Annotated in this window: 24 protein-coding genes, 1 pseudogene and 2 riboswitches; of the genes and pseudogenes, 16 read left to right on the top strand and 9 right to left on the bottom strand. The window is 43.8% G+C overall.

Annotation, left to right across the window (positions count from 1 at the left end; all coding sequences use genetic code 11):
- From A8805_RS15795 to A8805_RS15765, 7 genes are all read left to right on the top strand, one after another.
- The gene (locus A8805_RS15795; protein WP_109713098.1) at positions 1-1,659 is read left to right on the top strand and encodes an amino acid ABC transporter ATP-binding/permease protein; all 1,659 of its coding nucleotides are present in this window, start codon (positions 1-3) and stop codon (positions 1,657-1,659) included.
- On the top strand, positions 1,659-1,997 hold the full coding sequence (locus A8805_RS15790) for a nitrous oxide-stimulated promoter family protein (protein ID WP_109712894.1): 339 nt from the start codon (positions 1,659-1,661) through the stop codon (positions 1,995-1,997). Before A8805_RS15795 ends, A8805_RS15790 begins: the two co-directional genes overlap by 1 nt.
- A 33-nt stretch (positions 1,998-2,030) precedes the next feature.
- Entirely contained in the window at positions 2,031-2,405 is a 375-nt protein-coding gene (locus A8805_RS15785; RefSeq protein WP_109712892.1) for a YbaN family protein, read from the top strand.
- A 444-nt stretch (positions 2,406-2,849) separates the two neighbouring features.
- Positions 2,850-3,194: a TIGR04076 family protein gene (locus tag A8805_RS15780; protein WP_181392871.1), complete on the top strand. Its 345-nt coding sequence runs from the start codon at positions 2,850-2,852 to the stop codon at positions 3,192-3,194.
- Entirely contained in the window at positions 3,194-4,237 is a 1,044-nt protein-coding gene (locus A8805_RS15775) for an aldo/keto reductase (RefSeq protein WP_109712888.1), read from the top strand. The genes A8805_RS15780 and A8805_RS15775 overlap by 1 nt, the downstream gene beginning before the upstream one ends.
- Before the next feature lie 30 nt (positions 4,238-4,267).
- Positions 4,268-5,698 carry a Na+/H+ antiporter NhaC family protein gene (locus A8805_RS15770; RefSeq protein ID WP_109712886.1) on the top strand — a complete coding sequence of 477 codons (1,431 nt, stop codon included), beginning with the start codon at positions 4,268-4,270 and terminating at the stop codon, positions 5,696-5,698.
- A gap of 91 nt (positions 5,699-5,789) precedes the next feature.
- On the top strand, positions 5,790-6,980 hold the full coding sequence (locus A8805_RS15765; protein ID WP_109712884.1) for an OFA family MFS transporter: 1,191 nt from the start codon (positions 5,790-5,792) through the stop codon (positions 6,978-6,980).
- A 68-nt stretch (positions 6,981-7,048) separates the two neighbouring features.
- Here A8805_RS15765 and A8805_RS15760 read toward each other — a convergent pair whose 3' ends face one another.
- The 5 genes from A8805_RS15760 to A8805_RS15740 form a co-directional block, all read right to left on the bottom strand.
- Positions 7,049-8,002, bottom strand: coding sequence for a phosphoglycerate dehydrogenase (locus tag A8805_RS15760; protein ID WP_109712882.1), 954 nt, complete (start codon positions 8,000-8,002; stop codon positions 7,049-7,051).
- Positions 8,003-8,131: 129 nt separating this feature from the next.
- Positions 8,132-8,764 carry a bifunctional 4-hydroxy-2-oxoglutarate aldolase/2-dehydro-3-deoxy-phosphogluconate aldolase gene (locus A8805_RS15755; protein ID WP_109712880.1) on the bottom strand — a complete coding sequence of 211 codons (633 nt, stop codon included), beginning with the start codon at positions 8,762-8,764 and terminating at the stop codon, positions 8,132-8,134.
- 20 nt (positions 8,765-8,784) lie between these two features.
- Entirely contained in the window at positions 8,785-9,753 is a 969-nt protein-coding gene (locus A8805_RS15750) for a phosphotriesterase family protein (protein ID WP_109712878.1), read from the bottom strand.
- Positions 9,754-9,764: 11 nt separating this feature from the next.
- A complete protein-coding gene (locus tag A8805_RS15745; protein ID WP_109712876.1) occupies positions 9,765-10,343 on the bottom strand; it encodes a glucose-6-phosphate isomerase family protein in 579 nt (192 codons plus the stop codon).
- A gap of 13 nt (positions 10,344-10,356) precedes the next feature.
- Entirely contained in the window at positions 10,357-11,295 is a 939-nt protein-coding gene (locus A8805_RS15740) for a shikimate dehydrogenase family protein (RefSeq protein WP_109712874.1), read from the bottom strand.
- Positions 11,296-11,523: 228 nt separating this feature from the next.
- On the opposite strand from A8805_RS15740, the gene A8805_RS15735 reads away from it, so the two are divergent.
- Positions 11,524-13,029 carry a catalase gene (locus tag A8805_RS15735; RefSeq protein ID WP_242992433.1) on the top strand — a complete coding sequence of 502 codons (1,506 nt, stop codon included), beginning with the start codon at positions 11,524-11,526 and terminating at the stop codon, positions 13,027-13,029.
- 277 nt (positions 13,030-13,306) lie between these two features.
- On the opposite strand, the gene A8805_RS15730 is transcribed toward A8805_RS15735, so the two are convergent.
- The 3 genes from A8805_RS15730 to A8805_RS15720 all read right to left on the bottom strand — a co-directional run bounded on the left by A8805_RS15730 (position 13,307) and on the right by A8805_RS15720 (position 17,338).
- Entirely contained in the window at positions 13,307-14,083 is a 777-nt protein-coding gene (locus tag A8805_RS15730; protein WP_109712872.1) for a glucose 1-dehydrogenase, read from the bottom strand.
- Positions 14,084-14,297: 214 nt separating this feature from the next.
- Positions 14,298-15,539 (bottom strand): response regulator, encoded by a 1,242-nt coding sequence (locus A8805_RS15725; protein WP_109712870.1) that lies wholly within the window; start codon positions 15,537-15,539, stop codon positions 14,298-14,300.
- Positions 15,539-17,338, bottom strand: a complete 1,800-nt coding sequence (locus tag A8805_RS15720; protein WP_109712868.1) for a sensor histidine kinase — start codon at positions 17,336-17,338, stop codon at positions 15,539-15,541. Before A8805_RS15720 ends, A8805_RS15725 begins: the two co-directional genes overlap by 1 nt.
- A 116-nt stretch (positions 17,339-17,454) precedes the next feature.
- Between A8805_RS15720 and A8805_RS15715 the strand changes: the two genes are divergently transcribed.
- From A8805_RS15715 to A8805_RS15680, 8 genes are all read left to right on the top strand, one after another.
- Entirely contained in the window at positions 17,455-18,423 is a 969-nt protein-coding gene (locus tag A8805_RS15715) for a substrate-binding domain-containing protein (RefSeq protein WP_109712866.1), read from the top strand.
- 147 nt (positions 18,424-18,570) lie between these two features.
- Positions 18,571-20,064: a sugar ABC transporter ATP-binding protein gene (locus A8805_RS15710; protein ID WP_109712864.1), complete on the top strand. Its 1,494-nt coding sequence runs from the start codon at positions 18,571-18,573 to the stop codon at positions 20,062-20,064.
- 2 nt (positions 20,065-20,066) lie between these two features.
- Entirely contained in the window at positions 20,067-21,062 is a 996-nt protein-coding gene (locus A8805_RS15705; protein WP_109712861.1) for an ABC transporter permease, read from the top strand.
- 33 nt (positions 21,063-21,095) lie between these two features.
- The gene (locus A8805_RS15700) at positions 21,096-22,100 is read left to right on the top strand and encodes a substrate-binding domain-containing protein (protein WP_109712859.1); all 1,005 of its coding nucleotides are present in this window, start codon (positions 21,096-21,098) and stop codon (positions 22,098-22,100) included.
- A 54-nt stretch (positions 22,101-22,154) separates the two neighbouring features.
- Positions 22,155-22,262: riboswitch (TPP riboswitch) on the top strand.
- A gap of 118 nt (positions 22,263-22,380) precedes the next feature.
- A riboswitch (TPP riboswitch) is annotated at positions 22,381-22,488 on the top strand.
- A gap of 64 nt (positions 22,489-22,552) precedes the next feature.
- The gene (gene thiC / locus A8805_RS15695; protein WP_109712857.1) at positions 22,553-23,860 is read left to right on the top strand and encodes a phosphomethylpyrimidine synthase ThiC; all 1,308 of its coding nucleotides are present in this window, start codon (positions 22,553-22,555) and stop codon (positions 23,858-23,860) included.
- A 72-nt stretch (positions 23,861-23,932) separates the two neighbouring features.
- Positions 23,933-24,769: a hydroxyethylthiazole kinase gene (gene thiM / locus A8805_RS15690; protein ID WP_109712855.1), complete on the top strand. Its 837-nt coding sequence runs from the start codon at positions 23,933-23,935 to the stop codon at positions 24,767-24,769.
- A 3-nt stretch (positions 24,770-24,772) separates the two neighbouring features.
- Positions 24,773-25,078 (top strand): thiamine-binding protein, encoded by a 306-nt coding sequence (locus tag A8805_RS15685; RefSeq protein WP_109712853.1) that lies wholly within the window; start codon positions 24,773-24,775, stop codon positions 25,076-25,078.
- Entirely contained in the window at positions 25,075-25,785 is a 711-nt protein-coding gene (locus tag A8805_RS15680; RefSeq protein ID WP_109712851.1) for a thiamine phosphate synthase, read from the top strand. Before A8805_RS15685 ends, A8805_RS15680 begins: the two co-directional genes overlap by 4 nt.
- A gap of 315 nt (positions 25,786-26,100) precedes the next feature.
- Here A8805_RS15680 and A8805_RS15675 read toward each other — a convergent pair.
- Positions 26,101-26,297 (bottom strand): annotated as a pseudogene (locus tag A8805_RS15675) (IS256 family transposase); the annotation flags it as partial.

Here is a 26,297-nt window from a genome sequence, read left to right as displayed (position 1 = left end):
ATGAAAAGACGAAATGGTTTTAAAGTTATGGCAAATCTTATTGTATTGGTGAAGCCTTTGACGGGATTTATGATTCTGGCAATTCTAATGGGGCTTATTGGAAATCTGTGCGCTGCTTTTATTACCATTCTTGGTGGGTATGCCATTCTTGAATTGCTGCAGTTCGATACACTTTTTACACTGAAGACTATCTTTGTCTGCCTTATTGCATTTGCTCTGCTTAGGGGTATCTTACGTTATGCGGAGCAGGCGTTTAACCATTATATTGCCTTCAAACTGTTGGCGCTCATCCGAAACAAAGTGTTTCGTGCACTGAGAAAGCTATGCCCGGCGAAATTAGAAGGAAGAGATAAAGGAGATTTGATTTCAATTATTACTTCGGATATTGAACTTTTAGAGGTATTTTATGCCCATACTATTTCTCCCGCAGCCATTGCGTTTTTCATGACTTTCTTTATGTGTTTGTTTATTGGAAGTTTTCACCCAGTGCTGGGACTGCTGGCTTTGACAGCTTACTTGATAGTAGGAATTCTTATTCCACTGCTTATATCCAGGGCAAGCGGTGATGACGGCATGAGATTCCGCTCTAAATCCGGAGATTTAAGCGGGTTTGTCTTGGATAGTCTGCGCGGTCTTATGGAAACCATCCAGTATGGGCAGGGAAAAAAACGACTCAGTGAGATGAATCATAAGACGGATGAACTTTCAAAATACGAGGAACGTATGAAGAAAACAACGGGGCGAAATATGGGGGTAACTAATAACATCATTTTGTTGTTTGATATTGCAATGCTGTTTGCAAGTGCATTATTATATCAAAAGGGAGCAGTAGGGTTTGACGGTGTCCTGATTCCCACCATAGCTTTAATGAGTTCCTTTGGTTCTGTGATTGCACTGGCATATCTGGGAAGTACTCTGCAAAACACTTTTGCGGCTGGAAACCGGGTACTGGATATTCTGGATGAAAATCCTGTGGTGGAGGAAGTAGTAGAAAAGCCGGTGATTACTTTTCATTGTGCTGCTGCCAGGGACGTAAATTTTTCTTATGGACAGGAAAGAATTTTATCAAATGTATCGCTTACTATTCCTGAGCATGATATCGTGGGTATAGTAGGACAAAGTGGAAGCGGTAAATCCACTTTACTTAAGCTGCTGATGCGGTTTTGGAATGTTAATGAAGGAGATATTCGGATTTCTGGCACACCCATTAACGAAGTAAACACAGACAATCTTCGTAATATGGAAAGTTTTGTGACACAGGAAACTCATCTGTTTCACGATAGTATTGCGAATAATCTTCGAATTGCAAAGCGGGGGGCCTCTCAGAAGGAACTGGAGACTGCCTGTAAAAAAGCGTCGATTCATGATTTTATTATGAGCCTTCCAAAAGGTTATGATACCCTGGTAGGTGAGCTTGGAGACACTCTGTCCGGCGGTCAGAGGCAGCGGCTTGGACTGGCAAGAGCATTTCTCCATGATGCACCGTTTCTGTTGTTAGACGAACCTACCAGCAATCTTGATAGTTTGAATGAAGGTGTGATTCTAAAATCTCTGCAAAAGGAGAGACAGGGAAAAACGGTGATATTAGTTTCCCACAGACAATCCACCATGGGAATTGTAGACACCGTTTATTCTGTAGAACATGGGAGAATAAGTTAATGGCAAGAAACATAGAAAATAAAAGGGAGCGGGAAAAGGAGATGGTTTCCCAAATGATTGAGTTGTACTGCAGAAAAAAGCACCATACAAAGAAAGGACTTTGCCCGGAATGTGAAGAACTTTCTTGTTATGCCAGACAACGCAGCGAAAAATGCCCGTTTATGGAGTCAAAGACATTTTGTGCTAACTGTAAGGTGCATTGCTACAAACCAGAAATGAGGGAAAAAATCCGTAAGGTCATGAGGTTTTCCGGACCAAGGATGATCTTGTATCACCCGGCAGCAGCTATTCGTCATGTAATTGAATCAAAAAAAGAGAAAAAAAGATTGGAGGAATAGTGCGAAGAATGCGTACTAGGACTGGAGGATAAAATGAGACTTAAGAAAATAGCATTCATTATACTTGGATGTGTAGGTGTGGGGCTGGGTGCAGTCGGAGCGGTGGTACCCCTGCTTCCCGCCTTTCCCTTTTTATTATTAGCAGCATTTTCTTTCGCTAAAAGCTCCGAACGACTTCATAGTTGGTTTATTGGCACCAAACTTTATAAGAATAATCTTGAAAGCTATGTAAAAGGGAAGGGAATGACATGGAAAGCCAAAATCCGCATTATGTTAGTCGTTACACTAACGATGTCGGTGGGATTTATTATGATGAGCAGGGTTCCGGTAGGACGAATCATTTTATCCATTGTCTGGGTCGGCCATATGATCTATTTTATCTTTGGTGTAAAGACTATTAGAGATTGACAATAAAAAGGGGTTATGATATATTCTTATAAACCGAAGAAGAGGAAGTTAGGCTGTTAAACGGTCTTCAGCGAATCCGGGATGGTGTAAGCCGGACAGATGCAGCGACAGCAAGTGGGCCTCCGAGGGCGAAGTGAAAGAATACATACTTATGAAATAATTCATGTTTGATAAGTGCAGCCGAGTAGCTTAGACGCACAGCCGGCGTTATAGGGCTAAGGGTGTAATGGCACTCTATAGAGTGGGTATGCATGAGTCATACCAAACAAGGTGGTACCGCAGGTTAACACGTGTCCTTGAATTTTATTCAGGGTGCGTGTTTTTTTACTTTAAAGGAAAATGGCCGCTAAAGCGACCGCGCTTCGGCGCGAAGGTCTGGCTTGCCAGACTCTTTATTTTTAATAGGACACTGTACTGCGGTGAAGAAGAAAAGGAGGTTGTATCATGGATGATAAGTTTACCCTTTATGATTTAAAGGTAGAGGTTATTGCTTCTGAGAAGCCAATGGTATGCGGACACAAAGAAGGGGACTATTTTATAGTAACCGGAGAGGATATTGTTTTTCCGGAAAACAATTCATTCTCTATGTATGCATTGAGCGCACTTTTACCGCTGCTGCCCGCAAAGCAGCGCCAACTGCATCCCAATGACTGGATGTTGTCTGACAGTGTGATTGCCTGCCCAGATCCAAATTGCGGCGCTAAATTTAAGATTACCCGAACGGGAACCAGAGAATTCAGCCACGCCGCCTGCACAACAGAAAGTATATATAAAGGAGATGAAAAATAATGGTGGAACGATTTGAATTAGCAAAGGATTATACGATTAGCCGGGTTATCAACGGGTGCTGGCAGCTATCCCAGGGACATAGTTTAAAAACTGAGCTGGATATGAAAGATGTCATGAGAGCCTTCCATATGCTTGTGGAAAAAGGATTTACAACCTTTGACTGTGCGGATATCTATACAGGTGTTGAGGAATTTCTTGGTAAATTTGTAAACGAGCTTAAGTGCAGCAGCATCTCGCCGGATAAAATCCAGATTCATACAAAGTATGTGCCTGACATTAATTTGCTGAGTGAGGTAGATGAAGAGTACACAGAGAAAATCATCGACAGAAGCCTGAAACGGCTGAACCGGGATGTACTGGATTTGGTGCAGTTTCATTGGTGGGACTATAGTGTACCCGGCTGCCTTGAAACAGCGGGCTATCTGCAGAGACTAAAAGAGAAGGGAAAAATACGGAATATTGCTGTTACGAATTTTGATACAAAGCATTTTGCCGAAATCGTTGATGCCGGTATACAAATAGCATCTTTTCAAACCCAATATTCAGTTTTTGACAGACGTCCGGAAAAAAGCCTTTTAGAATATTGCAAAAGTAAAAGTGTTCCTCTGCTATGTTATGGTACCTTATCAGGCGGCTTTTTAGCAGAAAAATGGATAGGGCAGACACCGCCTCAGCCCGATACACGCTCTCAGGTGAAATATTTCCAGGTTCTTGAGGATACAATGGGATGGAACGGCTATCAGGAATTCCTGCTATTGCTGGATAAAATTGCAAAGAAATACTCTGTAAAAATTGCCCACATCGCGGCAAAGTATATATTAAGTCAGGAAGGGGTAGGAGCTGCGATTGTCGGAATCAGAAACAGCCGGCATGTGGAATCAAATGCACAAATCTTTGACTTTGAACTTGAGGATACTGATATTGAAGAAATCAGGAGTTTCCTGGAAAATTATAAAATTTTGGACGGAGAGCCTTTTGAATTGGAGCGCACTGTTGGTTCGAAATACAGAGATATTATGAAGATGAATTTAAATGAGAAATGATATACATTAAATATCAAAAAGGAGATGTTTATGGATAAGAGTAAAAAGCTTGAATTTAGAGGGGGATGGGGAGTTTCGTTTATTCCGGTAGCTATATTTTTGTTTTTCTGCATACTGTATTTTATAGTGTTTAAGGCATTTGAAATGTATGCACTTGCTATGGGGGCCTTTGTTGCACTTATGATTGGTGCAGTCTTTGTAAAGAAAGGGAACTACAACCTCTTTTGGGATTCGGTTTATGAAGGGGTTAAGGAAGCCGTGCCGATTGCTGTTTTGCTTTTTGTTATCGGAATTTTTGCGCAGCTTATCAAATCTACTAATATTTCAGCAGGCTTTGTATGGCTTGCAGACCTGTTGGGCGTGAATGGTGGGCTGTTTACCGCGTTTACATTTTTAACTGTCTGCATTATTTCTACTGCCACCGGATCATCTATTGGAACTATGTTTACCTGTTTCCCAATTTTCTACCCTGCAGGTGTTTTGCTCGGATGTAATCCTGCTGTCCTGGCAGGTGCACTTGTAAGTGCAGCGGTTTTTGGTGACAACCTGGCACCAATATCGGACACTACGATTATTTCTGCGGGAACTCAGGAATATACAAAGCGGGACGGGCTTGCCGATGTTGGGGGCTGTGTTTCCAGCAGGCTGAAATATTCCATTGCCGCAGGTTCCATTTCTTTCATTCTGTTCTGGATTTTTGGCGGGGGCGGAACCGTGGGAGAAGGGGCGGAAGAGATTCTTGTAAACAATATGAATCCAACCACTCTGGTTATGCTCATTCCTGTAGCGGTGATGCTCGCTGTTTCAATTAAGACCCGTGATATTTATAAGGCCATTACTATAGGTATCATTTTAGGGACGGGCATAGGTTTGGGATTTCATCTGCTCACATTTAAGGATATTATCTCTGTTGCAGACGGCACGCCTGTGGGATTTCTGACAGATGGTATTCAGGGCATGATGTCCACAGTTACACTGGTTATTTCAGTTTATGGCATTATGGGTGTACTCAATGGTGCGGGTACACTTGAGAAAATCACAAATGGTATCCTTAACAGTAAGTGGGGCAGGACTGTCCGCGGTGCAGAACTTGCTATGATGTTTGGTATTTCTCTTACAACTCTGCTTTTCGGCGGCGTGACCAGTGCATCAATGACTACCTTTGGTAAGGTGCAGAATGAGATCGGGAAACGTGTAGGCTTACATCCGTACCGGCGGGCAAATCTGCTTGATGGTTTTGCCAATGCAATTGTGGTAACCGTGCCGTTTTTAAGTGTTTTTGTGTTCATTGGCGCCTTGCTTACAAAAGGTTATGATTTTGTTGAACCTGTTTCACTGACAGAAGTGGGAGCCGGGATGTTCTATTGTAAGATTTTGTTTCTGGTGCTTTTAATATCCGTGATGACCGGATGGGGACGCCAGTATGAAGGTGAGGGAGGAAAACCTGTCAAGAAGCCTTGATATATTGTTGCATGCCTGTAAATACTGCTTTACGGGGTATGGGGTCTAGTATATAATCAAAACAATACACAGGAAGAGAGGGTAAAGGAATATGAAATCTGTTAAGAATCGATATGGAGTGTTGGTATTCGGTATGCTGATTCAGCTTTGTGCCGGTATTATTTATATGTGGAGTGTTTTTAAAGGTCCTGTAGCAGAGTACCTTGCATGGGATCCGGCCAAGGCAGCTTTAACATCATCTATTATGCTGTCGGTATTTGTTCTCGGAATTATTATAGGCGGGAAAGCCCAGGATAAGGTGGGGCCTAAGATTGTCACAGTAGCGGGAAGTGTGCTGCTCAGCCTCGGAATGATTCTCACCTCATTTGTTACTCAGGAAAGTCCCTGGCTTGTTTATATTACATATGGTGTCGTAGGCGGCTTTGGCGTGGGAACCGTGTATACGGCGACTGTTTCCGTTATTCAAAAATGGTTTCCTGACAAGCGTGGATTTGCCACAGGATTTATGGTCGCAGCTTTTGGATTTTCACTTGTAATCTTTGCACCGACTACAAGCTCCATGCTTGCTAATTCGGGTGTCCCGTTTACTTTTAGAACTTATGGAATCATTTTCTTAGTTCTTTGTGTGCTGTGCGCATTACGTATTGACAATCCTCCTATAGGTTATGTTCCGCCTGGCTTTGTTGCAGCAAAGGTACAGGCAACTAAAAGACAATATAAAACATCAGAAATGTTGAAAACTGGTCAGTTTTATTTGATTGCATTATCATTGTTTTGTATTCTTCCGGCCTATTTCATACTGAATCCTCTGTTTATTACCCTTGGTGCAGAGCGCGGGCTGTCAAGCCAACTGGCTGTTCTGGGGGTTATGATTACAGGAATTGCAAGTGCTGCGGGAAGATTGCTTACATCCTGGATTTCGGACTTGATTGGCCGTAAGCGGGCGGTATGTGGGATTATTCTTATTACGATAGCATCAATTTTGACAATGATTATTGCTCAGGGTGTGCTGTTTTTGATATGTATCGCTGCAATTGCCTTTGGTTTCGGAGGAGCAGCGGGTGTTTACCCGGCAATTACTGCGGATAATTTTGGTACAAAACATATAGGGCTTAATTATGGATGTGTTATGGTAGGGTTTGGGACTTCAGCTCTGGTCTTCCCGGTTATTTCTAACCAGCTTATCAAAAACGGTGTTTACACGGCATCTTTCGTGCTGGCTGCCGTGACTTGCGTGATTGCACTTATATTAGTATTACTGCAAAAAGATCCGAAGAAATAAACGGTATGAAGAAGGGCTACTGCAAAGATAGATGAAAAATCTACGAAAGCAATAGCCCTTCTTTTTAGTTATCTGTTGACAATAAACGGACATTCTTTTCCGCTTAAAACATCAATGAGGTTCTTGATAGAACCGTAAGCCATGTTTTCAGTGGCCTCTTTTGTGTGGGCACCGGTGTGGGGGGTTACCACCACATTGTCCAGTTCGAACAGTTTGGATTCCGTGGGCGGTTCAATCTCGAACGCGTCGAGGCCAAGTCCTCCCAGCCTGGTTTCCCTTAATGCATGGCAGGCAGCATCTTCATCAATGATTCCACCCCTTGAAGTATTGATAAGTATTGCGGATGGCTTCATCCGGGCAATGGTATCACTGTTGATAAGATGTCTGGTGGAATCTGTAAGCGGCAGATGAAGGCTGATTACATCTGCCTCCTCTATCATTTCATCAAAAGTGCGGATTCCAATATTGTGCTCAGCACAGTAAGTCTTATCTATATAGGGGTCGTAGGCCAGAATGTTCATTTCAAATCCTCGGGCGCATCTTGCAACTACCTTTCCAATCGCACCAAGCCCCATGATTCCGATGGTTTTTCCTTTTAACTCCATACCTGTAGAGCGGACCCACTCCCCGCTGCGCGTGGATTGATTCAGATAGGGGATCCTTCTGGCCAGAGACAGAATCAGGGAGAAGGCAAGTTCCCCCACTGCTTCTGCATTTACTCCGGGGGTGTTCGTTACCGGGATTCCATTGGCTTTGGCAGCAGCAATGTCAACCCGGTCATATCCTGCACCGTAGCGGGAGATGACTTTGAGATTCGGGCAGGAGCTGATGACTTTTTCTGTAACATAGTCCAGGCCTGCCACATATCCGTCGCAGTCTTTTAATAGAGGGATTAACTCGTCTTCTGTTAAAGGTCGGCCCAATTCATTGAATACAAGGTCATTTGAAAATTCCTGCAGCACTTTTAATGCCTCACCGCCCTTATTTGGCTGTAAGGAAGTTGGTGTTACTAATATTTTCATAAGAATAAATACCTCCTGTTAATTCTCACGAAGGCAGCAGGTCAGGCGGATATGCCAGCATATCCATTTGGCGGCTGCCCGTGAGGTATTTTACTTTGATACAAGGTATCTGTTCAGAACCATGAACAGTTACGATACAAGTGCAATTGCTTCCGCGGTCAGACGGGTGATTTCTGCAAAGTTTCCTGCATTAATAAGGCTGTCCTTTACCATCCAGCTTCCGCCGCAGGCAATAATCCTGTCAAAAGCCAGGTAGTTTAGAATATTAGAAGCGTTGATTCCGCCTGTGGGCATAAATTTCATAGCCGGAAATGGAGCGGCAAGGGCTTTAATTGTATTCAGGCCGCCGTATTGTTCAGCCGGGAAGAATTTTACAAGGGAGAGTCCATACTCCATTGCAATCATGACTTCAGAAGGGGTGCAGGTGCCCGGGAAAACAGGAAGTTTGTTGTCCAGGGCAAATTCTACTACAGTGCGGCTGATTCCGGGGGATACCAGAAATGAGGCACCTGCATCCAGTGCCCGTTTTGCCTGTTCTACATTTACCACCGTACCTGCGCCGACCATCATTTCAGGAAATTCATTTTTCATAATTCGGATAGATTCCTCGGCTGCATCTGTACGGAAGGTCACCTCGGCCACAGGAAGGCCTCCTGCACATAAAGCTTCGCCAAGGGGCTTCGCATCAGAAGTACGGTCTAATTTGACAACAGGTACAATCTTCTTTTCTGCAACTTGTGCTAATAAGTTTGTTTCACTCATAATCGGTTCACTCCTTTTCTCTAAGTTCCAAAAGCACTTCCGGTCAGTATACGTGCTGGGTTTTCCACGGAAATCTTATGGATGGTATCTTCAGAAATTCCGGAAAGTCTTAAGGAATTGTTGAATGTAGTTAATATATAATCTAATCCGGTCCCATCGGGATTGTAAGACTTGAGCCTTTCCCTTGTGGTATCCAGGGAATATAAAAGCTGCTCCTGGAATCCCAGCCGGATAAGGGATTGTATAAGCTGTATTTCATGTTCGTCACTGTGATACTTGAAGCGCCCAATCGTATCAAATTCCAGGTAAGAGCCCTTTTTTAAGATATCCTCATGGGCTTTAATATCTTTGCACGCCCTGTCCATATGGCAAAATATTAGATTTTCCGGTTTTACTCCCAGGCTGAGAAGGAAATCCAGCAGCAGTGCCGGAGAGGTATCCTGCTCCACGTGAATCATAAGGGCCCGCCCGGTCCTCAAAGAAGCCCCGGCGGCAGCCAGAAATAGTTTCTTATACCGGGGGCTTAACTCCTCGGCATCGTAAGCTGTCTTAATGATTCCGGCTTTTGACTCGCATTGTACGGTCGGATATGTACGGTCGGCATCTGTATACATCCCATTGGTCACTTCCTGGACAAATATTTCTTCCAGTTCCGGTGTGGAGATGGAGTGTATCCAATGTTTATCGGGATAAAAGGAGAACTTATGAAAGCCAGTGGAAGCAATAATGTGCACGCCGGATTTTTTTGAGAGAGTTTTAAGCTCTTCAGTCATACGGTTGCAGCCGCATGGCTGAGCCTCTATGAAAGAATCTCCCCCGGCAGATTTATAACGTTTCATTTCTTCCAGGCTTTTCCACATATCATCAATACACAGGGCCGGATTTATGTCATAAGGTTTTCCTTTACTTAATGCAATATGTTCATGACATTGGCAAAAGCCTAATTCTTCTGATGTAATGGGACCTGTTACTGTTATAATTTCTTTCATATGCTGTCCGCCTATTTCCAGTGTGGATTGTCAATAATTGCCGGCTTTCCGTCCTCTTCAACAATGAGTTTGTGATAGCCCTTTGTTTCAATTGTTCCATAATCATGTCCTGCCTCAGCACCGAAACTAAAGAACATGACAAGAGGGGCATTGCCGGTGTTGACAGATCTGTGTGCATAGCGCTTTGGAACATAGATGGCTTCACCTTTTCTAAGCGGAACTTCCAGGGTGTCTCCCTCGGGATTTTCCATGATCATATAGCCTTCTCCGCTTAATGTGTAGTACACTTCAGCGGTCTCCAAAATGGTGTGAAAATGTCCCTTTGTCATGTAATATTCTTTTCCAATCGTTCCAGGATGGACAATAGAGGTTCCGAATGCAATATGTCCGGCCTCTTCAGGAAATCCAAGTTCATGAAATTCATAAATGACAGGGTCGTCGTTTTCTAAAATTTTTTCGGCGGCTTCTGTGTCACTGAACATATTTTTCATTTGAGAAAGATATCGTTTGGTAACCTCGGATGTTTTGGACTGTCCTGTCTGTAAATCAAAGTCTACCAGAAAGCTGGTATCCCAGTTAAAGTTGTTCATGAATCTGTCCTCCTTATGATTTAGCGATGTCGCTCAATTTATTTAGTAAGTCATCCTGAATATCAATATGGAAGACTTCGGAAATGACTTGTGTCCAGCCGTGAATGAAATAAATCCAGCCATCTTCCACGTGAAGGTTTTTCTCTGCTGCCTGAGCCTCTGCCTGATGTTTAAATAATAAGTCTCCGCGGTAATTGATTTCCCATACAAGACTGTCTTTTGGGAAAATACAGTCGTTCGTAAGAGGGGACCCCGGGCCGTCTTTTCCCAGTCCGGTGGCATTTACAATGAGAGAATGAGGCTTTAAAGAAGCCAGTGTCTTATCGTTATCTTCCGGTGAAGGGTTGTGTATATACTCAAATTTAATGTCAGGATGAATGCCATCCAGGATTTCTTTTGCAGACTCCAGGCGGGGAACACTTCTGTTTGCAATGATGATTTTCTTAGGAACATTATCACCAAATTTCTCCTGGGCAAAATACACGGACATTGCAAGTGTACTTCCGCCTGCTCCAAGAAGCAGTACATCACCGTCGTAATCTGTCCAATAGTTTTCAGGTACAAAGTTTTCCAGTGCGAGTCCGCTGGAAATTGGGTCTTTTGCGTGTGCACACAGTTTACCGTCTTTTTTTGAAATGGAGGAAACCTCTCCCAGCTTTTCAGCATACGGGTCCACATATTCAAATAAATCCTTACAGGTGTTGAATAAATCAATTTTGTGCGTAGTGACAAGTGCTCCCATGGAAAGCGGATCATTCTTAATAAATGTAACTGCTTCACGGTACTCCTCAGCAGAAGAATGGGGGGCAAAGTCAATTCCTTTGATGACGGCATCCTTTAAACCAAGTGCCTCCGCCCACTTTGGAAAGACCTTCATAATAGAGGACTGCCCTGTTGTTACTCCAATGAAGTATAAAGTCGGAGCAGTGGCTTTCTCATATACATTTGACATTTGTAAAAACCATCCTTTCATAAATTGTTATTGTAATTTGTCTATAGATATTATGTTATTACATAGTAACATTGTAATGCTTCATTCATGTGTTGTCAATATATAAATACGTTACGGTAAGAAGTTACACTTATTGAACTCCAGTAGTTCAATAAACATAATTTATAAAAGTGAAGAATACACTCTATTATATTATTTTGAGTTTTAACGCTCTTGGAGGGATTATAAATGTACAACAATAACGAATGGTCTCAATCAGCAAAAGAAAATACCCGGAGTACGGCAGGCAGACAAAACGAACAGAATAATTGCAATCAATCCCGAGCACCTGTTCAAGGTGCTTATAAAAACAATAAACAAATGAATGCCCCGGCACCCCGCTCAAATGTAATGCGCGAAAAAACAAGGAATTCAGATATATCCCATTCCCAGACTGTGGGGGTTCAGGGCCCTGTCCTTGTGCAGGATACCGTTCTGCATGAAACTTTAGAAGATTTTGTATTCTCTACTACTTTGCCAAGGCGTCTCCATACAAAAGGGTACGGTGCTTTCGGATATTTCCGCACTACCCACTCAATGAGGCAATATACAAAAGCCGGATTTTTGCAAACCCCCAATCAACAGGTTCCGGTATCGGTACGTTTTTCTTTGGCCTCAAGCAATCTGGGAACACCGGACACTTTGAGAAATGTGCGGGGATTCAGTACCAGATTTTGTACCGATGAAGGATTTTTTGATTTGCTCTGCAATCATCTCCCTGTCTTTTTCATACGGGATGCCATTAATATACCGGATATAATCAGCCGTATGTCGCCCTCACCAGTGAATAATCTGAATGACCCGGAGAGGCTTTGGAGCCTGTTTGCCAAGTATCCGGAGGCAACGAATATGCTGATGTGGCTTTATTCGGATTTGGGAACGGTAAAGAGCCTCCGCCATATCAAGGGATATAGTGTGAATGCCTATGTCTGGAGGAATGCACAGGGTGTCCGCCGCTATGTGAAATACCACTGGTTCCCTGTAGCAGGGGCAAGACACATTGACCAGGAGGAGGCAGAGCGGCTTGCATGCAAAGACCCTGATATTGCCGGACGTGACCTGTATGACAGTATAGCAAAAGGGAGGGCGGTAGAATATGAGTTGCGTGTGCAGCTGATGAATCCTGAAGATGCAAAGACACTTCCTTTTGATCCTTTAGATCCTACCAAATTATGGGATGAAACCCAATATCCGCTCTTACCCGTTGGACGGATGGTTTTAACCCGTAATCCGGAAAATTATGCTGAACAGGTAGACAAATTGGCCTTTAATCCTGCAAATTTAGTTCCTGGCATTGAATTTTCAGATGACAAGGTACTGCAGGGACGTACCTTTATTTATCCAGATGCACAGCGGCATAGACTTGGCCCGGATTTTCGTAATATTCCCGTCAACAAACAGCCAAACTGGTCCCCTTCATGTATGGTGTCCAGTGGAAACGGCAGATGTGTCTCCGGTGAAATTATGCGTGCCGGAATCCCGAATCCTGATGATTATACACAAGCGACCCAGAGGTATGAATCTTTTTCTGCGGTAGAGAAAAAGAATCTTGCAAGTAATATTGCATCGGGACTTGTGGAAGCCCAGCATAATACCCAGCGCATCGTCTTATGGCATTTGGAGCAAGTTTCTCCTGCACTTGCAGAGGCGGTTAGAAATCAAATGCGTTTGTGCAGCAATACTGGGAGGAGCTAGAGACTATTGCTTTAATAGAAGACTTGATTTTCTATAATAATGAGATAAGAAATAACTAAAGTTCAGACAAAATATAAAAAGAGCCTTACTGAATTTCACTTCTGAAAATCAGTAAGGCTTTTTATGTAATAGGAAACTGCAGTTTCCTATTACATAAAAACCCTCCGGGGGATTGCACTGGGTTGGTAAAGAAGGTGTTGCTATGGCAACCTAACCCAGGCGGAGAATCTTGCAAGCAAGATTCTTTCTTAACCAACTATGTTCAAAAATCAAATATTTATACCGCTGTAAAGCAGCCATCAATTACAAGATCTGTTCCTGATGTAAAGGATGCGGAATCAGATAAAAGATAAATCACTGCTCCGCATAATTCTTCCGGCTGTCCATATCTTCCGTAAGGAGTCATATCCATCCATCTTTCCTGCCATTCCGGATTCACGTGGCATGTCAAATCAGTATACATATATCCTGGACTAATACAGTTTACACGTATCCCGTCTTTACAATATTCCACTGCAAGTGACTTGGTCATTTGAATCACACCTGCTTTAGAAGCATTATAAGAAGCTTGCTCCTGAGGCCAGTTTACAATATGGCCGGACATAGATGCTGTATTGCAGATCGCTCCTTTTTTCCCTTTTCCCTTCAGATATCTCGCAAACTCTGCCGCAACATAATATTCACCGTTCAGATTTACATTAATAACCTTTGTCCATTCTTCAGGAGTCACATCATATGCCGATTTCTGAATAACAATACCAGCATTATTAAACAACAAATCAAGCCCCTGCATGTCTTCGTCCGCTTTGGCAATCATCTCTTTTACCTGAGCCGGGTTTGTGACATCAAGGCCATATGCTGCTGTCCTCTTTCCTGTAGACTCGTGAATTTCCTTTGCAGCTTCCTTTGCCTTTTCTTCCTGCAAGTCGAAAATTACAATATCTGCCCCAACCTCAGCCATTTTTGTTGCAACCACTTTCCCAATCCCCTGGGCTCCGCCTGTAACAACAACAGTTTTGCCTTCTAATGAAAATAACTTTTCCAATGTGCTCATTTTCTTCTCTCCTTTTCTGCAAAATTAACCTTTTATTATTTGTTCCTATGTTATAACATAGTATCATTTTTGTCAATACGAAATTCGGAAGAGCAGAGGAAACGAGGAGCAAGGGGGACAGTCCCTTTTCAAAAGGGACTGTCCCCCTTGCTCTTCGTTTTCAGAATAGTTTTACAATTCAGCACAATCTTACTTACAGTTGAAGCGTACTTCTTTATCCACACAATGAATTTTTAAATTGTGTGGGTGAAATTCCACAGATTTCTTTAAATAGTGTGGAAAAATACTGCTCGTTCTGATATCCCACTGCAAAGGCTACATCATAGACTTTAAAAGAAGGATTCTTTAATAGCTTTTTTGCTTCAGTGATACGTACATTTGCCAGATATTGTGTAAAGGTTTGACCTGTTTCCTGTTTGAACAGCTTACTAAAATAAGAAGGATTCATGTAAAAATAGGATGATATATTAGAGAGTGTAATTTTTTGAGAATAATGTTTCCGTATGTAGTGTTCCGCCTGCTGAATCAGGGGATGGATTTTATTGCCGGATTCGGAGATTGTGTAAATATCATTCCACCCCAGTTGTTCGCATTTACCTGCGGCTTGAAGAGCCTGATTGTAGGAGTGTGAAAATTGGTCAAGTCCTGAGGCAAAACTTCCCACTCCTATAGAAATTTCACATTTGCCGGCAGCAAGAGTCTGTTCCATAATTTCCTCACATGCATAATAGAGAGCCTGATTCACCCCATCAGCATTTTCGGGACAAAAGAGGATGCCTGTCAGAAATGGTGGTGTAGGCAGAAGGTAGAAGCAGTCAAAAGAGCGTTCCATTATCTGCCGGGCAGTCTGCATTACCAGAGTTTCACAGGTAGTGTACTCGGCTGTCGCAGAGGGTGCTGAGAACCGGGCGGCAAAACAAATGCCTGACGTATATGGAAGCTGAATTCCGCAGGATGTCAGTTCCTGGATAAAGTCTTCCGGTGAAGTCAGACGGTTGTGAAGCAAGGCATACATAAGCTGGGTCTGTAGTTTAGGCATTGTTTTTTCTATATAAGAGAAAAGATTCTTTTGTATTTGCTCATGCTCCACCTCGGCAACACACTCCTGGATTTTTTGAATAAGGCTGGTTTCATCTACTGGTTTTAGTATATAATCCTTTGCACCAAGTTTTACAGCCTTTTGGGCGTACTTAAATTCATTGTATCCGCTGATTAGGATAGTTTTGGGAAAAAGTCCGCTTTCGTTCAGGGCCTGCATCAGTTCTAAGCCCGTCAGTATAGGCATGTTGATGTCGGTTATCATAATATCCGGCTCCAATTCAAGCGCCAGATTCAGAGCTTCCTGTCCGTTCTGGGCCACTTTTACCGTACTGATTCCGTAATTATCCCAGGGAATGGTGGTCAGAAGCCGTTTGCGGACCCAATATTCATCATCTGCAATCAATAATTTGTACATTATGAACTCCTTTCATCTGCAACAGCCGGGAGGGTCAGGGTTACTTTGGTGTATTCCCCGTCCAGACTGTCAATCTTTACTCCATACTGCTTTCCATATCTGAGTTTGATCTGGTAGTTGATGTTTCGCAGAGCATAGCTTTTATAACTGTTTTCCTCAAAATTAAAGTCTTCAATCTTATTCCGGACAGCCTTCAGATCATCAGGCGTGATACCGCAGCCGTTATCTAATACTGTAATGTATAAAAGCCCCTCCCTTTGAAAGGCGGCAGTAGTAATGCGGCAGTCTCCGGACTGATCTTTAAAGCCGTGTTTGATGGAATTCTCCACAACCGGCTGCAGCAGAAATTTAGGAACACTGTTTGTCATTAGTGCCTGAGGAATGTCAAAAACAGCATGAATGCGGTGGTAGAACCGGGTGTTTTGAATTGTGAGGTATTGCTGGGCAAGTTCTACTGCCTCGCTTAGCGGCACCTGCTGCTTGCCGTCACTTAAACTGATCCGAAAGAAATGAGAGAGGGCCATTACTAAAGTTGCAATCTCCTCAGCACCTTCTATTTTGGCCATACTATAAATTGTCTCCAGCGTGTTGTACAGCATGTGAGGGTTGATTTGGGACTGCAGCAGCATGATTTTAGCATCGCGCCGCAGAATCTTTTCATTTGTCAGATTGTTCACCAGGTTGTCAATTTCATTTACCATGGTGTTAAAACCCTTGTATACATCGCTGAATTCATCTGTACGCTTTTCTTCAATCTGAAAATGAAAATCACGGTTTTTTACAAAGTGCATTGCAGACTGGAGTGTATTCAGCGGTTTAGATATGTATCTGACAATAATAATGGTGACCAGAATTGCCATTAATGCCAGTATGCCTACAATCGTATATACAGACTTCTTCAGGATATTGACAGAGGAAACCAGTGTTTCTTCCTCGATGGAAGAAATATAGTACCAGCTTGTAACATCTGAACGGTAAAGGTTTATGCAATATTTTACATCGTTATAAGTCATTTCCAGGTAAGTGATGTTGCGGTCTTTAATAATCCGATTATAAATGCCCCGGTAAAAAGCATTATTGGTGCCTAACAGTTCCTTGGATAATGAGGATATGATGATGCCGCTGGAATCCATAATCACGCCGTCAGACTTTGTGGACTTAAGTGAATTTTGCAGTTGTTCACATAAATAACTCTCGGGCAGACAGGCAATGAGGGAGTTCTTGTTGGAACCGGCCGAGTTCATAATCGGTACGGAATATGTAATACTTCTGCGTTCCATTGTACTTCCCACAATATTATTCAATGCTAAATCATAAGGTTCTGATATCTTGAATGTATAGTTGGGGTGATTTAGAAAGTTAAAATGAACCCCCTCCAAGTCTTCAAAATAGGAAATCCGGGATACTAACAAGTCATCCGGCTCGTCCAAATACAGATAATAGTTTTCAAAGTTTGGAGTGGAATAGGTAAACTGAAGGAGTTTTGCGCTGGTGTCCATTTTATCCAGAAGATTTAGATAATAGAGGCGCCGCTCCTGGGCATCACTGGGGACATCATACGAGGACAGAGTTCTGTTCAAGGTATATTGTAATGAAAGGGAGATTGATTTTATTGCCGAGAGATTTGTGTCAATATTGGTGGAAGAAGATTTAAGGGATTCCTGCAGCAAAAGTTTACTTTCCTTTTTGAGAATGGACTGCTCCTGATAAAAAAGAAAGATACTGGTGATAATTACGGGCACGATAAGGCAGATAATAGCTATAAAAAATATCTTCGTTCGAAATTGTCCGAGCTTCATAACAAGACTCCTTTTCAAGAAACAAAAACAGCAAACAAAATACAAAAATCCATGATTTAGAAAAAGGATATATTGTAATATAGTAATATTATCATAAACGAAAAGGAGATAAAAGTATGAAAAGAAAATTACTCAGCATTATGGTATGTGCAGCTATGGTTGCAGCAATGACACTGGGGTGCTCCTCCGGAAAAGAGGAAACTTCAGGAGGTTCTGCCAAAAAGGATGACAGTTCTAAGGGGAAGACATATGGGGTGTCAGTTATGACCATGAACAATTCATTCTTCGTGGCTGAGGTAGAAGGAATCAAAGCCAACATTGGGCCGGATGATGAAGTAATCGCTCCCGACCCGGCACTTGACGCTGCCACACAGGTAGACCAGATTTGCGATATGGTCAGTTCAGGTGTGGATGTTATTATGGTGGATTCCATTGATTCAGATGGTATCAAGCCTGCACTGGAAGCTGCTGACAAGGCAGGTATTCCGGTAATTGCAATAGATACAAGAGTAACAGATGAAGATCTGGTGGCATGTACGATTGTATCTGACAACACCGATGCAGGACGTATTGCAGGAAAAGCCCTGATGGAAGCCATCGGCGGCAAAGGAAAAATCGCCATTCTGGACCATTCAACTGTGGCATGTGTTCAGGAAAGAACTGCCGGCCTGGAAGAGATTATGGAAGACTATCCGGATGTAAAAGTGGTATTCCGCCAGGATGCGAATGGCAATGTAACTGAGGCTCAGACCCAGACAGAGACTTCCTTGCAGGGCGACCCGGATCTGGCAGGAGTTTTTGCCATTAACGACCCCACTGCATCAGGAGCAATTGCCGCTCTCAAAGGAGCAAATAATAAAGATATCAAAGTAGTAGCAATTGATGGTTCCCAGGATGCCATTGACATGATTAAGGCAGGTGATCTGCTCTGTACCGCAGCACAATTTCCGGATCAGATTGGTGCCAAGGCCGTAGAAGTGGCGAAAGCGATATTTGCGGGAGAAAAGCACGATTCCCTTTATGTTATTCCAGTAGAAGAAATCAATGCGGACAATGCAGCAGACTATGACGGAAAACAATTCTAACAAAGCATACTTCTTGAACGGCTGACGTTCAAGATATGAACTTTAGAAAGAAGCTCCTTGACCGAAAGCAACTTAGCCAGGTACTTTCGAGTTTAGTTGCTTTCAGCGAGGAGCTTTTCTAAAGACAGACGGGAAGAGGAGAGGCGGATGAAAGAAAACATTATCTTAAAAATGGAACATATTCGCAAAGAATTTCCAGGTGTTGTGGCCTTAGATGACATTTCCTTAGAATTACGGGAGGGCGAAACACATGCCTTATTAGGGGAGAATGGTGCCGGTAAATCCACATTGATTAAAATTCTTGCCGGCATTCATTCACCTGATCAGGGGGAAATCTTTATCAACGGTCAGAAAGTGGATATCAGAGGGGTACAGGATGCAAAAAAATATAAGATCAGTGTAATTCATCAGGAGCTGTGCCTGGCAGCTAACATGACTGTGGCTGAGAATATCTTCTTGGGCAGAATGGAAGCGAACAAAATTGGCCTGGTCAATGACCGCGAAATGATTCGGAAAGCCAGGGAGATTATGGAGAGATTTGGAATGGAAGGCATACTGCCGACCATGAAAGTGTCGGAGCTGACTACTGCCCAGCAGCAGATGGTGGAAATCGCGAAAGCACTGTCCTTAAATGCCAGGATTATCGTTATGGATGAACCAACCTCTTCATTGGCAGAAAAAGAGGTAAAGAAATTATTTGATTTTATAAAGGGGCTAAAGAAACAAAACATCTCTATCATATACATATCCCATCGATTGGAAGAAATCTTCCAGATGTGTGATACGATTACCGTAATCAGAGACGGACAGTATGTTGCAACAGTACCTGTTTTGGAGGTGGATAATGAACGGCTGATGAGTATGATGGTTGGGCGGGAGTTCAAAAGTATTTTTCCGCCTAAGAATTTTAATATAGGTAAAGAGTTGCTGCGTGTAGAAAACCTGTCACGGGGTGACAGGCTGAGTGGAATAAATTTTGAAGTGAGAGAGAAAGAAATACTCGGATTTTATGGCCTGGTGGGCAGCGGACGCACAGAAATCATGAGAATGTTGTTTGGCATAGATGCAATTGCAGACGGGAGAGTATTCTTGGAGGGAAAAGAAGTTATAATTAAGACTCCCAGGGATGCAATTGACGCCGGGATTGTGTTGGCCCCCGAGAGCAGAAAGGATGAAGGGCTGGTACTTATTCAGGACATAGAGTACAATATCACGCTGGCCATATTAAAGCATATAATTCATGGAATTAAGTTAAACAGGAAAGTACATGACAAACTGATAGAGGATTATGGAAAGAGACTGCGGATTAAGACACCTTCCTATAAACAGCGGGTAATCAATTTGAGCGGAGGAAACCAGCAAAAGGTGGTGCTGGCAAAATGGCTGGCAACCGAGCCCAAGGTGCTGATACTTGATGAACCAACCAGAGGAATTGATGTTGGTGCAAAACAGGAAATTTATCAGTTGATTACCGAACTGGCACAAAACGGTGTGGGTATCATCCTGGTATCTTCGGAACTTCCTGAAGTGGTAAATTTAAGCCACAGGGTTGTAGTGATGCGGGAGATGAAACAGGCAGGCATTCTGGAGCAGGATGACATCACACAGGATAAGATTATCAAATATGCATTGGAGGGATAGAAATGGCAAAAACAAATAAACAGACCAGGGAAGAAAGATGGCTGAAAAATGAACAATTAAGGAAAGTCCCTGGAATGGGATATTTGATAGATAATGCAGGGATATTAATCGGCCTTGTTATCATGATTATTATTATTTCGTTTGTGGCACCAGGAAAGTTTCTGCAGAAAGATAATCTGATTACCATTCTCCGCCAAATTGCACCCAATGCAATTATTGCGTTTGGGATGGCATTTGCAATTATTACAGCGGGAATCGACCTCTCGGTAGGTTCGGTGGTAGCGCTGTCAGGTACCCTGTGCGCCGGCTTGATTCAATCGGGAATGCCTTATGCCGTGGCTATCTTATGCGGAGTTGCTGCCGGTACGTTGTGCGGCGCATTCTCCGGGTTTGTAATTTCCAGAACACAGATTCCACCATTCATTGTAACTCTGGCAATGATGACAATGGCGAGGGGATTTTCCTATATCTACTCACAAGGCCGGCCGGTCCGGACTCCGGACAGCTTTGGCATACTGGGAAATGGATATATTGCAGGAATTCCTATTCCGGTTATTATCATGTTTATTATGCTGGCGATTATGAGTCTGACATTATCCAAAAGTAAATTTGGCCGCGCGGTATATGCAATCGGCGGGAACCGTGAAGCAGCAAAATTTTCAGGAATTAATACCAAAAATATCATCTGGATTGTATACATATTGGTAGCGCTGATGGCTTCAATTGCAGGAATTATCACTGCCTCCCGATTGTATTCCGGTCAGCCTACAGTATCTCAGGGAGGCGAACTGGATGCAATTTCTGCAACTGTATTAGGCGGAGTGAGCATGTCCGGCGGTGAAGGTAAAATTGGGGGTGTGCTGATTGGAGCGATTATTATAGGTACTTTATCAAATGGAATGAACCTGATGAAAGTACCGGCGTATTATCAGCTGATTGCTCAGGGGGCAATTATTTTATTGGCAGTATATATTGACGTAAGAAGGAAAAACAAATAAAATCACCTAAGAACACATAAGAGGAGATGCGTTATGAAACGGAAGTTTGCTGAAATCAGCGCAGTCATCGTGTGCTTGATGATACTTGCAGTATCTGCGTATAGAGATTCAAATCCGCATACGGTTAGTCAAAGCCAGGGAGATAGATTAACAATAGGAGTCATAGCGCTTCAGGATGATCAATTTCAGAGGCTTTTGCAGCTTGCCATGAAGCGGGAAGCAGACCGGCAGGGAGCAGAAGTGATGATGACAAACAGCGGAAGTCAGTTGGCCAGGGAAGTAGATGCAATAGAATCCTATGTGGAAAAGAGGGTGGATGGTCTCTGTATATCTCCGGTAAGCGTGGAGGCATCAATGCCAGCTTTGAAAAAGGCGTACGAGGAAGGCGTAAAAATATATTCGGTACATATGTCTATGGAGGATGATTTCCAATCGGGTTATATCGAGATGGACCAGGAGGGCCTGGGGAAAATTACGGGAGAAGCCTGTAGGGCCTATATTGAAAAGAAGCTCGGCGGTAAGGCCAGAATCGGTATCCTGCAGTTTAAAAGCCAGCTCGCTGATATGAGTGCCAGAAGAACTAAAGGTTTTTTAAGCGCCATAAAAGAAATGCCCAGGGTAGAAGTAGTGGCAGATATGGATGCGTGGATGGTATCCAGCGGTGTGTCAACTGCCACGGAGATGATTTCCGCAAACCCGGAGATTGATATTATCTGGGCGGCAAACGAGGGCGGTACGATCAGTGCAACCCTGGCGGTTAAGAACACCGGAAATGCGGGAAAGATTGTTGTGTTCGGAACTGACTCCGGGGAACAGATTGCCAAAATGCTGCTGGCAGATGATAATATCCTCCAGTTTGTAACCGGTCAGGACCCGGATACTATGGGAAAAGTCGCAATGCAGAGCATTATAAATACCATCCGCGGGAAAGAAATCAAGAAACGGACCGTCATTCCCGGTATACCGCTTTCCAGAGAAAATCCAGAGGAGGTAGAAGCATATTTAGAGGATATGAAAATAAAGCTTAAAACATGGTAAGTACGGAGTTAAGTGAAAGCGAATTGACATTTCCTTTTATATGTGCTATAACTTATTAAATAACAGGGGAGCTTGTGAAGCAGGCTGAGAGGAAGTCATCGAACTTCGACCCTTTAACCTGATGCGGATAATGCCGCCGTAGGAAGTCAAAGAGTGATTTTTTTCGGAGACACCAAATCAGGTGTCTCCTGTTTTTTTATCTAAAAGTCATTATGAAAAGATACATAACAGATTAGGCCGGCAGGTTGTTCCTGCGGGTTATGATCTGCGTGTAAATAAACTAAATATTCAGGGGAGCTTGCAAAAGCAGGCTGAGAGGAAGCTGTAGTGCTTCGACCCTTTACCTGATGCGGGTAATGCCGCCGTAGGGAGCATAGAAAATTGCTTAATGCGGAGAGCTGCCTATTTCGGTAACTCTCCGCTTTTGCGCTCCTCTGGGAAAGAAGGAAAGTATGAAATTTGCAACACAAATGGAAGCAGCCAGAAACAACTATGTTACCGAGGAAATGAAGGTGGTGGCCGAAAAGGAACAAATTTCCGAGCAAGCGCTTGTAAAGCTGATGGGGGAGGGAAAGGTGATTATTCCGTGCAATAAACGGCACAAATCCATATCTCCCAACGGCGTGGGTGCGGCGTTGAAAACAAAAATCAATGTCAATCTCGGAACATCCAGAGATATGGAAAGCCTGGAAATGGAGCTTGAAAAAGTAAACAGTGCGATTGATATGGGAGCTGAGGCAATTATGGATTTGAGCTCATTCGGGGATACGAGAAAGTTCCGCAGAATGCTCACAAAAAGCTGCCCCGCCATGATCGGAACGGTTCCGATTTATGACGCGGTGGTGTATTACCATAAGCCCCTCATGCAAATCACAACCGAGGAATGGCTTGATATTGTCAGGATGCATGCCGAGGACGGCGTTGATTTTATGACCATTCATTGTGGAATCAACAAAGAAACCGCCGAAAAGTTCAAGCGTAACAAACGGATGATGAATATCGTTTCCCGCGGCGGTTCTATTATCTATGCGTGGATGGAAATGACGGGAAAGGAAAACCCCTTCTACGAGCACTTCGACGATGTTCTCAAAATCTGCCGTGAGCACGACGTTACTCTGAGTCTTGGGGATGCCTGCCGCCCGGGATGTCTTGCCGACGGCACTGACGCCGCACAGATTGAGGAACTAATTACACTCGGGGAGCTTACTAAAAGAGCGTGGGCAAAGGATGTTCAGGTTATGATTGAAGGGCCGGGACATATGCCTATGAACCAGATTGCGGCGAATATGGAGATTCAGAAAACATTATGCTACGGAGCCCCATTTTATGTTCTTGGTCCGATTGTTACCGACATTGCCCCTGGCTACGACCATATCACCTCAGCAATCGGCGGGGCAATCGCCGCTCAGCACGGCGCGGCGTTTTTGTGCTACGTGACTCCTGCTGAGCATTTGCGTCTGCCCGATGTAAACGATGTAAAGGAGGGAATCATTGCGGTGCGGATTGCTGCCCATGCCGCCGATATTGCCAAGGGACTGCCCGGCGCAGCAGACTGGGACAATGAAATGAGCAAGGCGCGCCACAAGCTGGACTGGAACAGAATGTTTGAGCTTGCAATCGATCCCCAAAAGGCCAAAACCTACAGAGAATCTTCACAGCCGCAAAAAGAAGACACCTGCAGTATGTGCGGTAACTTCTGCGCCGTTAAGAATATGAACCGTATTCTTGATGGGGAGATTGTATCCATTTTTGATGAATAAGGTTCAGAAGTAAACATGTTTAAAAATAACCGAAGTTAAAAAGGAAATTTAGTTAGAAAGGAATTACAAAAAATGAGAACGAAAGCGGATATTCAAAAACAAATCATCCAGGCAGTTGACGAGGTGAAAAAGACTAATCCCATGGCGGGGTCAATTACCAACAGTGTGACCATCAATTTTGTGGCCAATGCGCAGCTTGCCGTGGGCGGGTCCGCCGCCATGGTCTATCTGCCCGATGAAGGTGAATTTCTGGCGAAAGCTGGTGGGGCTACATATATCAATGTCGGTACACTTACGCCGATTTACGGGCAGACGTTGCCTTTGACGGCTAAAACTCTGTATGAAAACGGGAAGCCATGGGTTCTGGATCCGGTAGCCGTTGGTATCGGTTCACTCAGAACCGAGCTGCTCAGACAATTTAAAGCGTATAAGCCGAGTGTAATCCGCGGCAATGCGTCGGAAATCATCGCATTAGCTGGTTTATGGGGATTGGATGGCGGGACAAAGGCATCCAATGTTCGTGGTGTTGATTCTACAGATTCTGTTATCGCTGCAAAGAATGCAGCGGTCGCGCTGGCCCGGTGGACGGGCGGGGCTGTTGCCGTCTCAGGCAAAACGGATTTAATTACGGATGGTTTTGCAGTGGTCTTTTCTCATGGAGGATCTCATTTTATGGAGAAAATCACCGGGGCGGGCTGTTCTTTGGGCGGAGTAGTGGGGGTGTACGCAGCTGTGACTTCGCCGTTTATTGCAGCAGTCACCGGCACTGCTGTATATAATTTGGCGGGAAAACGTGCTGAAAGCAAAACAGATGGGCCGGCAGGCTTTCAACTTGAGTTTCTCAATGAATTATATAAAGCCACTGCGGCTGATATAGCCGGCAACCCATTTGATGTCGAGGAGGTTTAAAGTATGAACGTATTAGTTGCAATTGCAATTGCGCCCTTTGGTGTGGGCGAGGAACTTGTATCTGAGGTTGCAGAAGTTGTGAAAGTTATTCGTGAGTCTGGGCTCCCGAACCGCACAACAGCAATGTTTACGGAAATTGAGGGTGAATGGGATGCCGTGATGAAAGTTGTAAAAGATGCAACATTCGTACTTGCTAATAAGGGGATTCGCACCGAGGTTGTTCTAAAAGCTGATATACGCCCCGGGTTTACGAACACCATCAATACAAAAGTTAACAAAGTCAACGACATATTGGGGGAACAAAAATGAGAAACAGAAAAAAGTTAGATATATCGGCCTATTTTGTAGTAGGGCCGGAGAATACAAAGGGAAGACCTGTCGGTCAGATTATCACAGACGTGGTCGAAGCCGGGTTTACCTGCTTGCAGATTCGTTCCAAGACGGCTTCAGCCAGCGAAATGATTGAGCTGACCCGAGAGGCAGCTGCTATACTTGCCAAATTTGGCAGGTCAGATCAAGTGACTCTTCTTGTGGATGACCGTCTGGATGTTGTTTTAGCAGCCAGAAAACAGGGGATCAAGGTTGACGGGATACACGTCGGCCAGTCGGATATCCCTGTGGAAGTCTGCCGGGAATATTTGGGTGAGGATTCTATCATCGGGCTGTCGGCCAGAACCCATGAATTATTTGATTACATCAAAACGACCGATGTCGGCCAAATCGACTATTTCGGGGCAGGTCCGCTGCACGAAACGCAGACAAAACCGGATTGCGGTCTTGGGCCCGATGGGAAAGTGATTACGAGAAGCTTTTCCGATATTTCGAAGCTTGCCAGGCTTAGTCCTGTGCCGGTTGTGATAGGCGGCGGGGTAACGCTTTGCGATATTCCGGAACTCGCCCGAACAGGAGTGGGCGGATTCTTTGTCGTATCCGCCATATCCGAAGCCGATGATCCTAAAGCGGAGGCTGTAAAACTGATTGAGGCCTGGAAAGCTAACAAGCCGTGTAAAGAATAATATTAATGATACTTGAAGACGCCTGTTATTATCAAAGCGAATAGTAGTAATCTTATCCACAGCTGCAATCATAGGTGGGGGCAACACCATGATTGCGCTGTATCAAAGGTGCCCCCTGGACGTTTAATTATAATCGGCTTTTTATCGTTAAGGGGTTTGTCAAGTAAAATGTGTAAATTTTGATTTTTTATAATACCGGTGTTCATGCACCGGTATTTTCATGAGTTCAGCCTTGCTTTCTCCCCGTCAACGGGGGCGGCCCATTTTAGGGTACCACAATCAGACCATCCGTATATGATGGTGGTTGTTAGATTCTTAGACTCTTTCATATTTTCGAATTCTTGGCTGGATTTTCGGATCTACATCCAACTGGTTTCTCACCAGTGCCCAGCTATGTACATGACCTCCTTCCCATTTCTTATATAGCTCTGTTATTCGCAGATACAGCAGTTTTAGCAATGCGTTCTCGTTCGGAAATGCTCCCTGTTTTGTTACCTTGCGGAAACTTGAAT

This window comes from Faecalicatena contorta, assembly GCF_003149105.1.
In the GTDB taxonomy this organism is placed as follows: domain Bacteria; phylum Bacillota; class Clostridia; order Lachnospirales; family Lachnospiraceae; genus Muricomes; species Muricomes contortus_C.
Note: the sequence above shows the minus strand (reverse complement) of the source record. Positions and strands in the feature narration are given on the sequence as shown.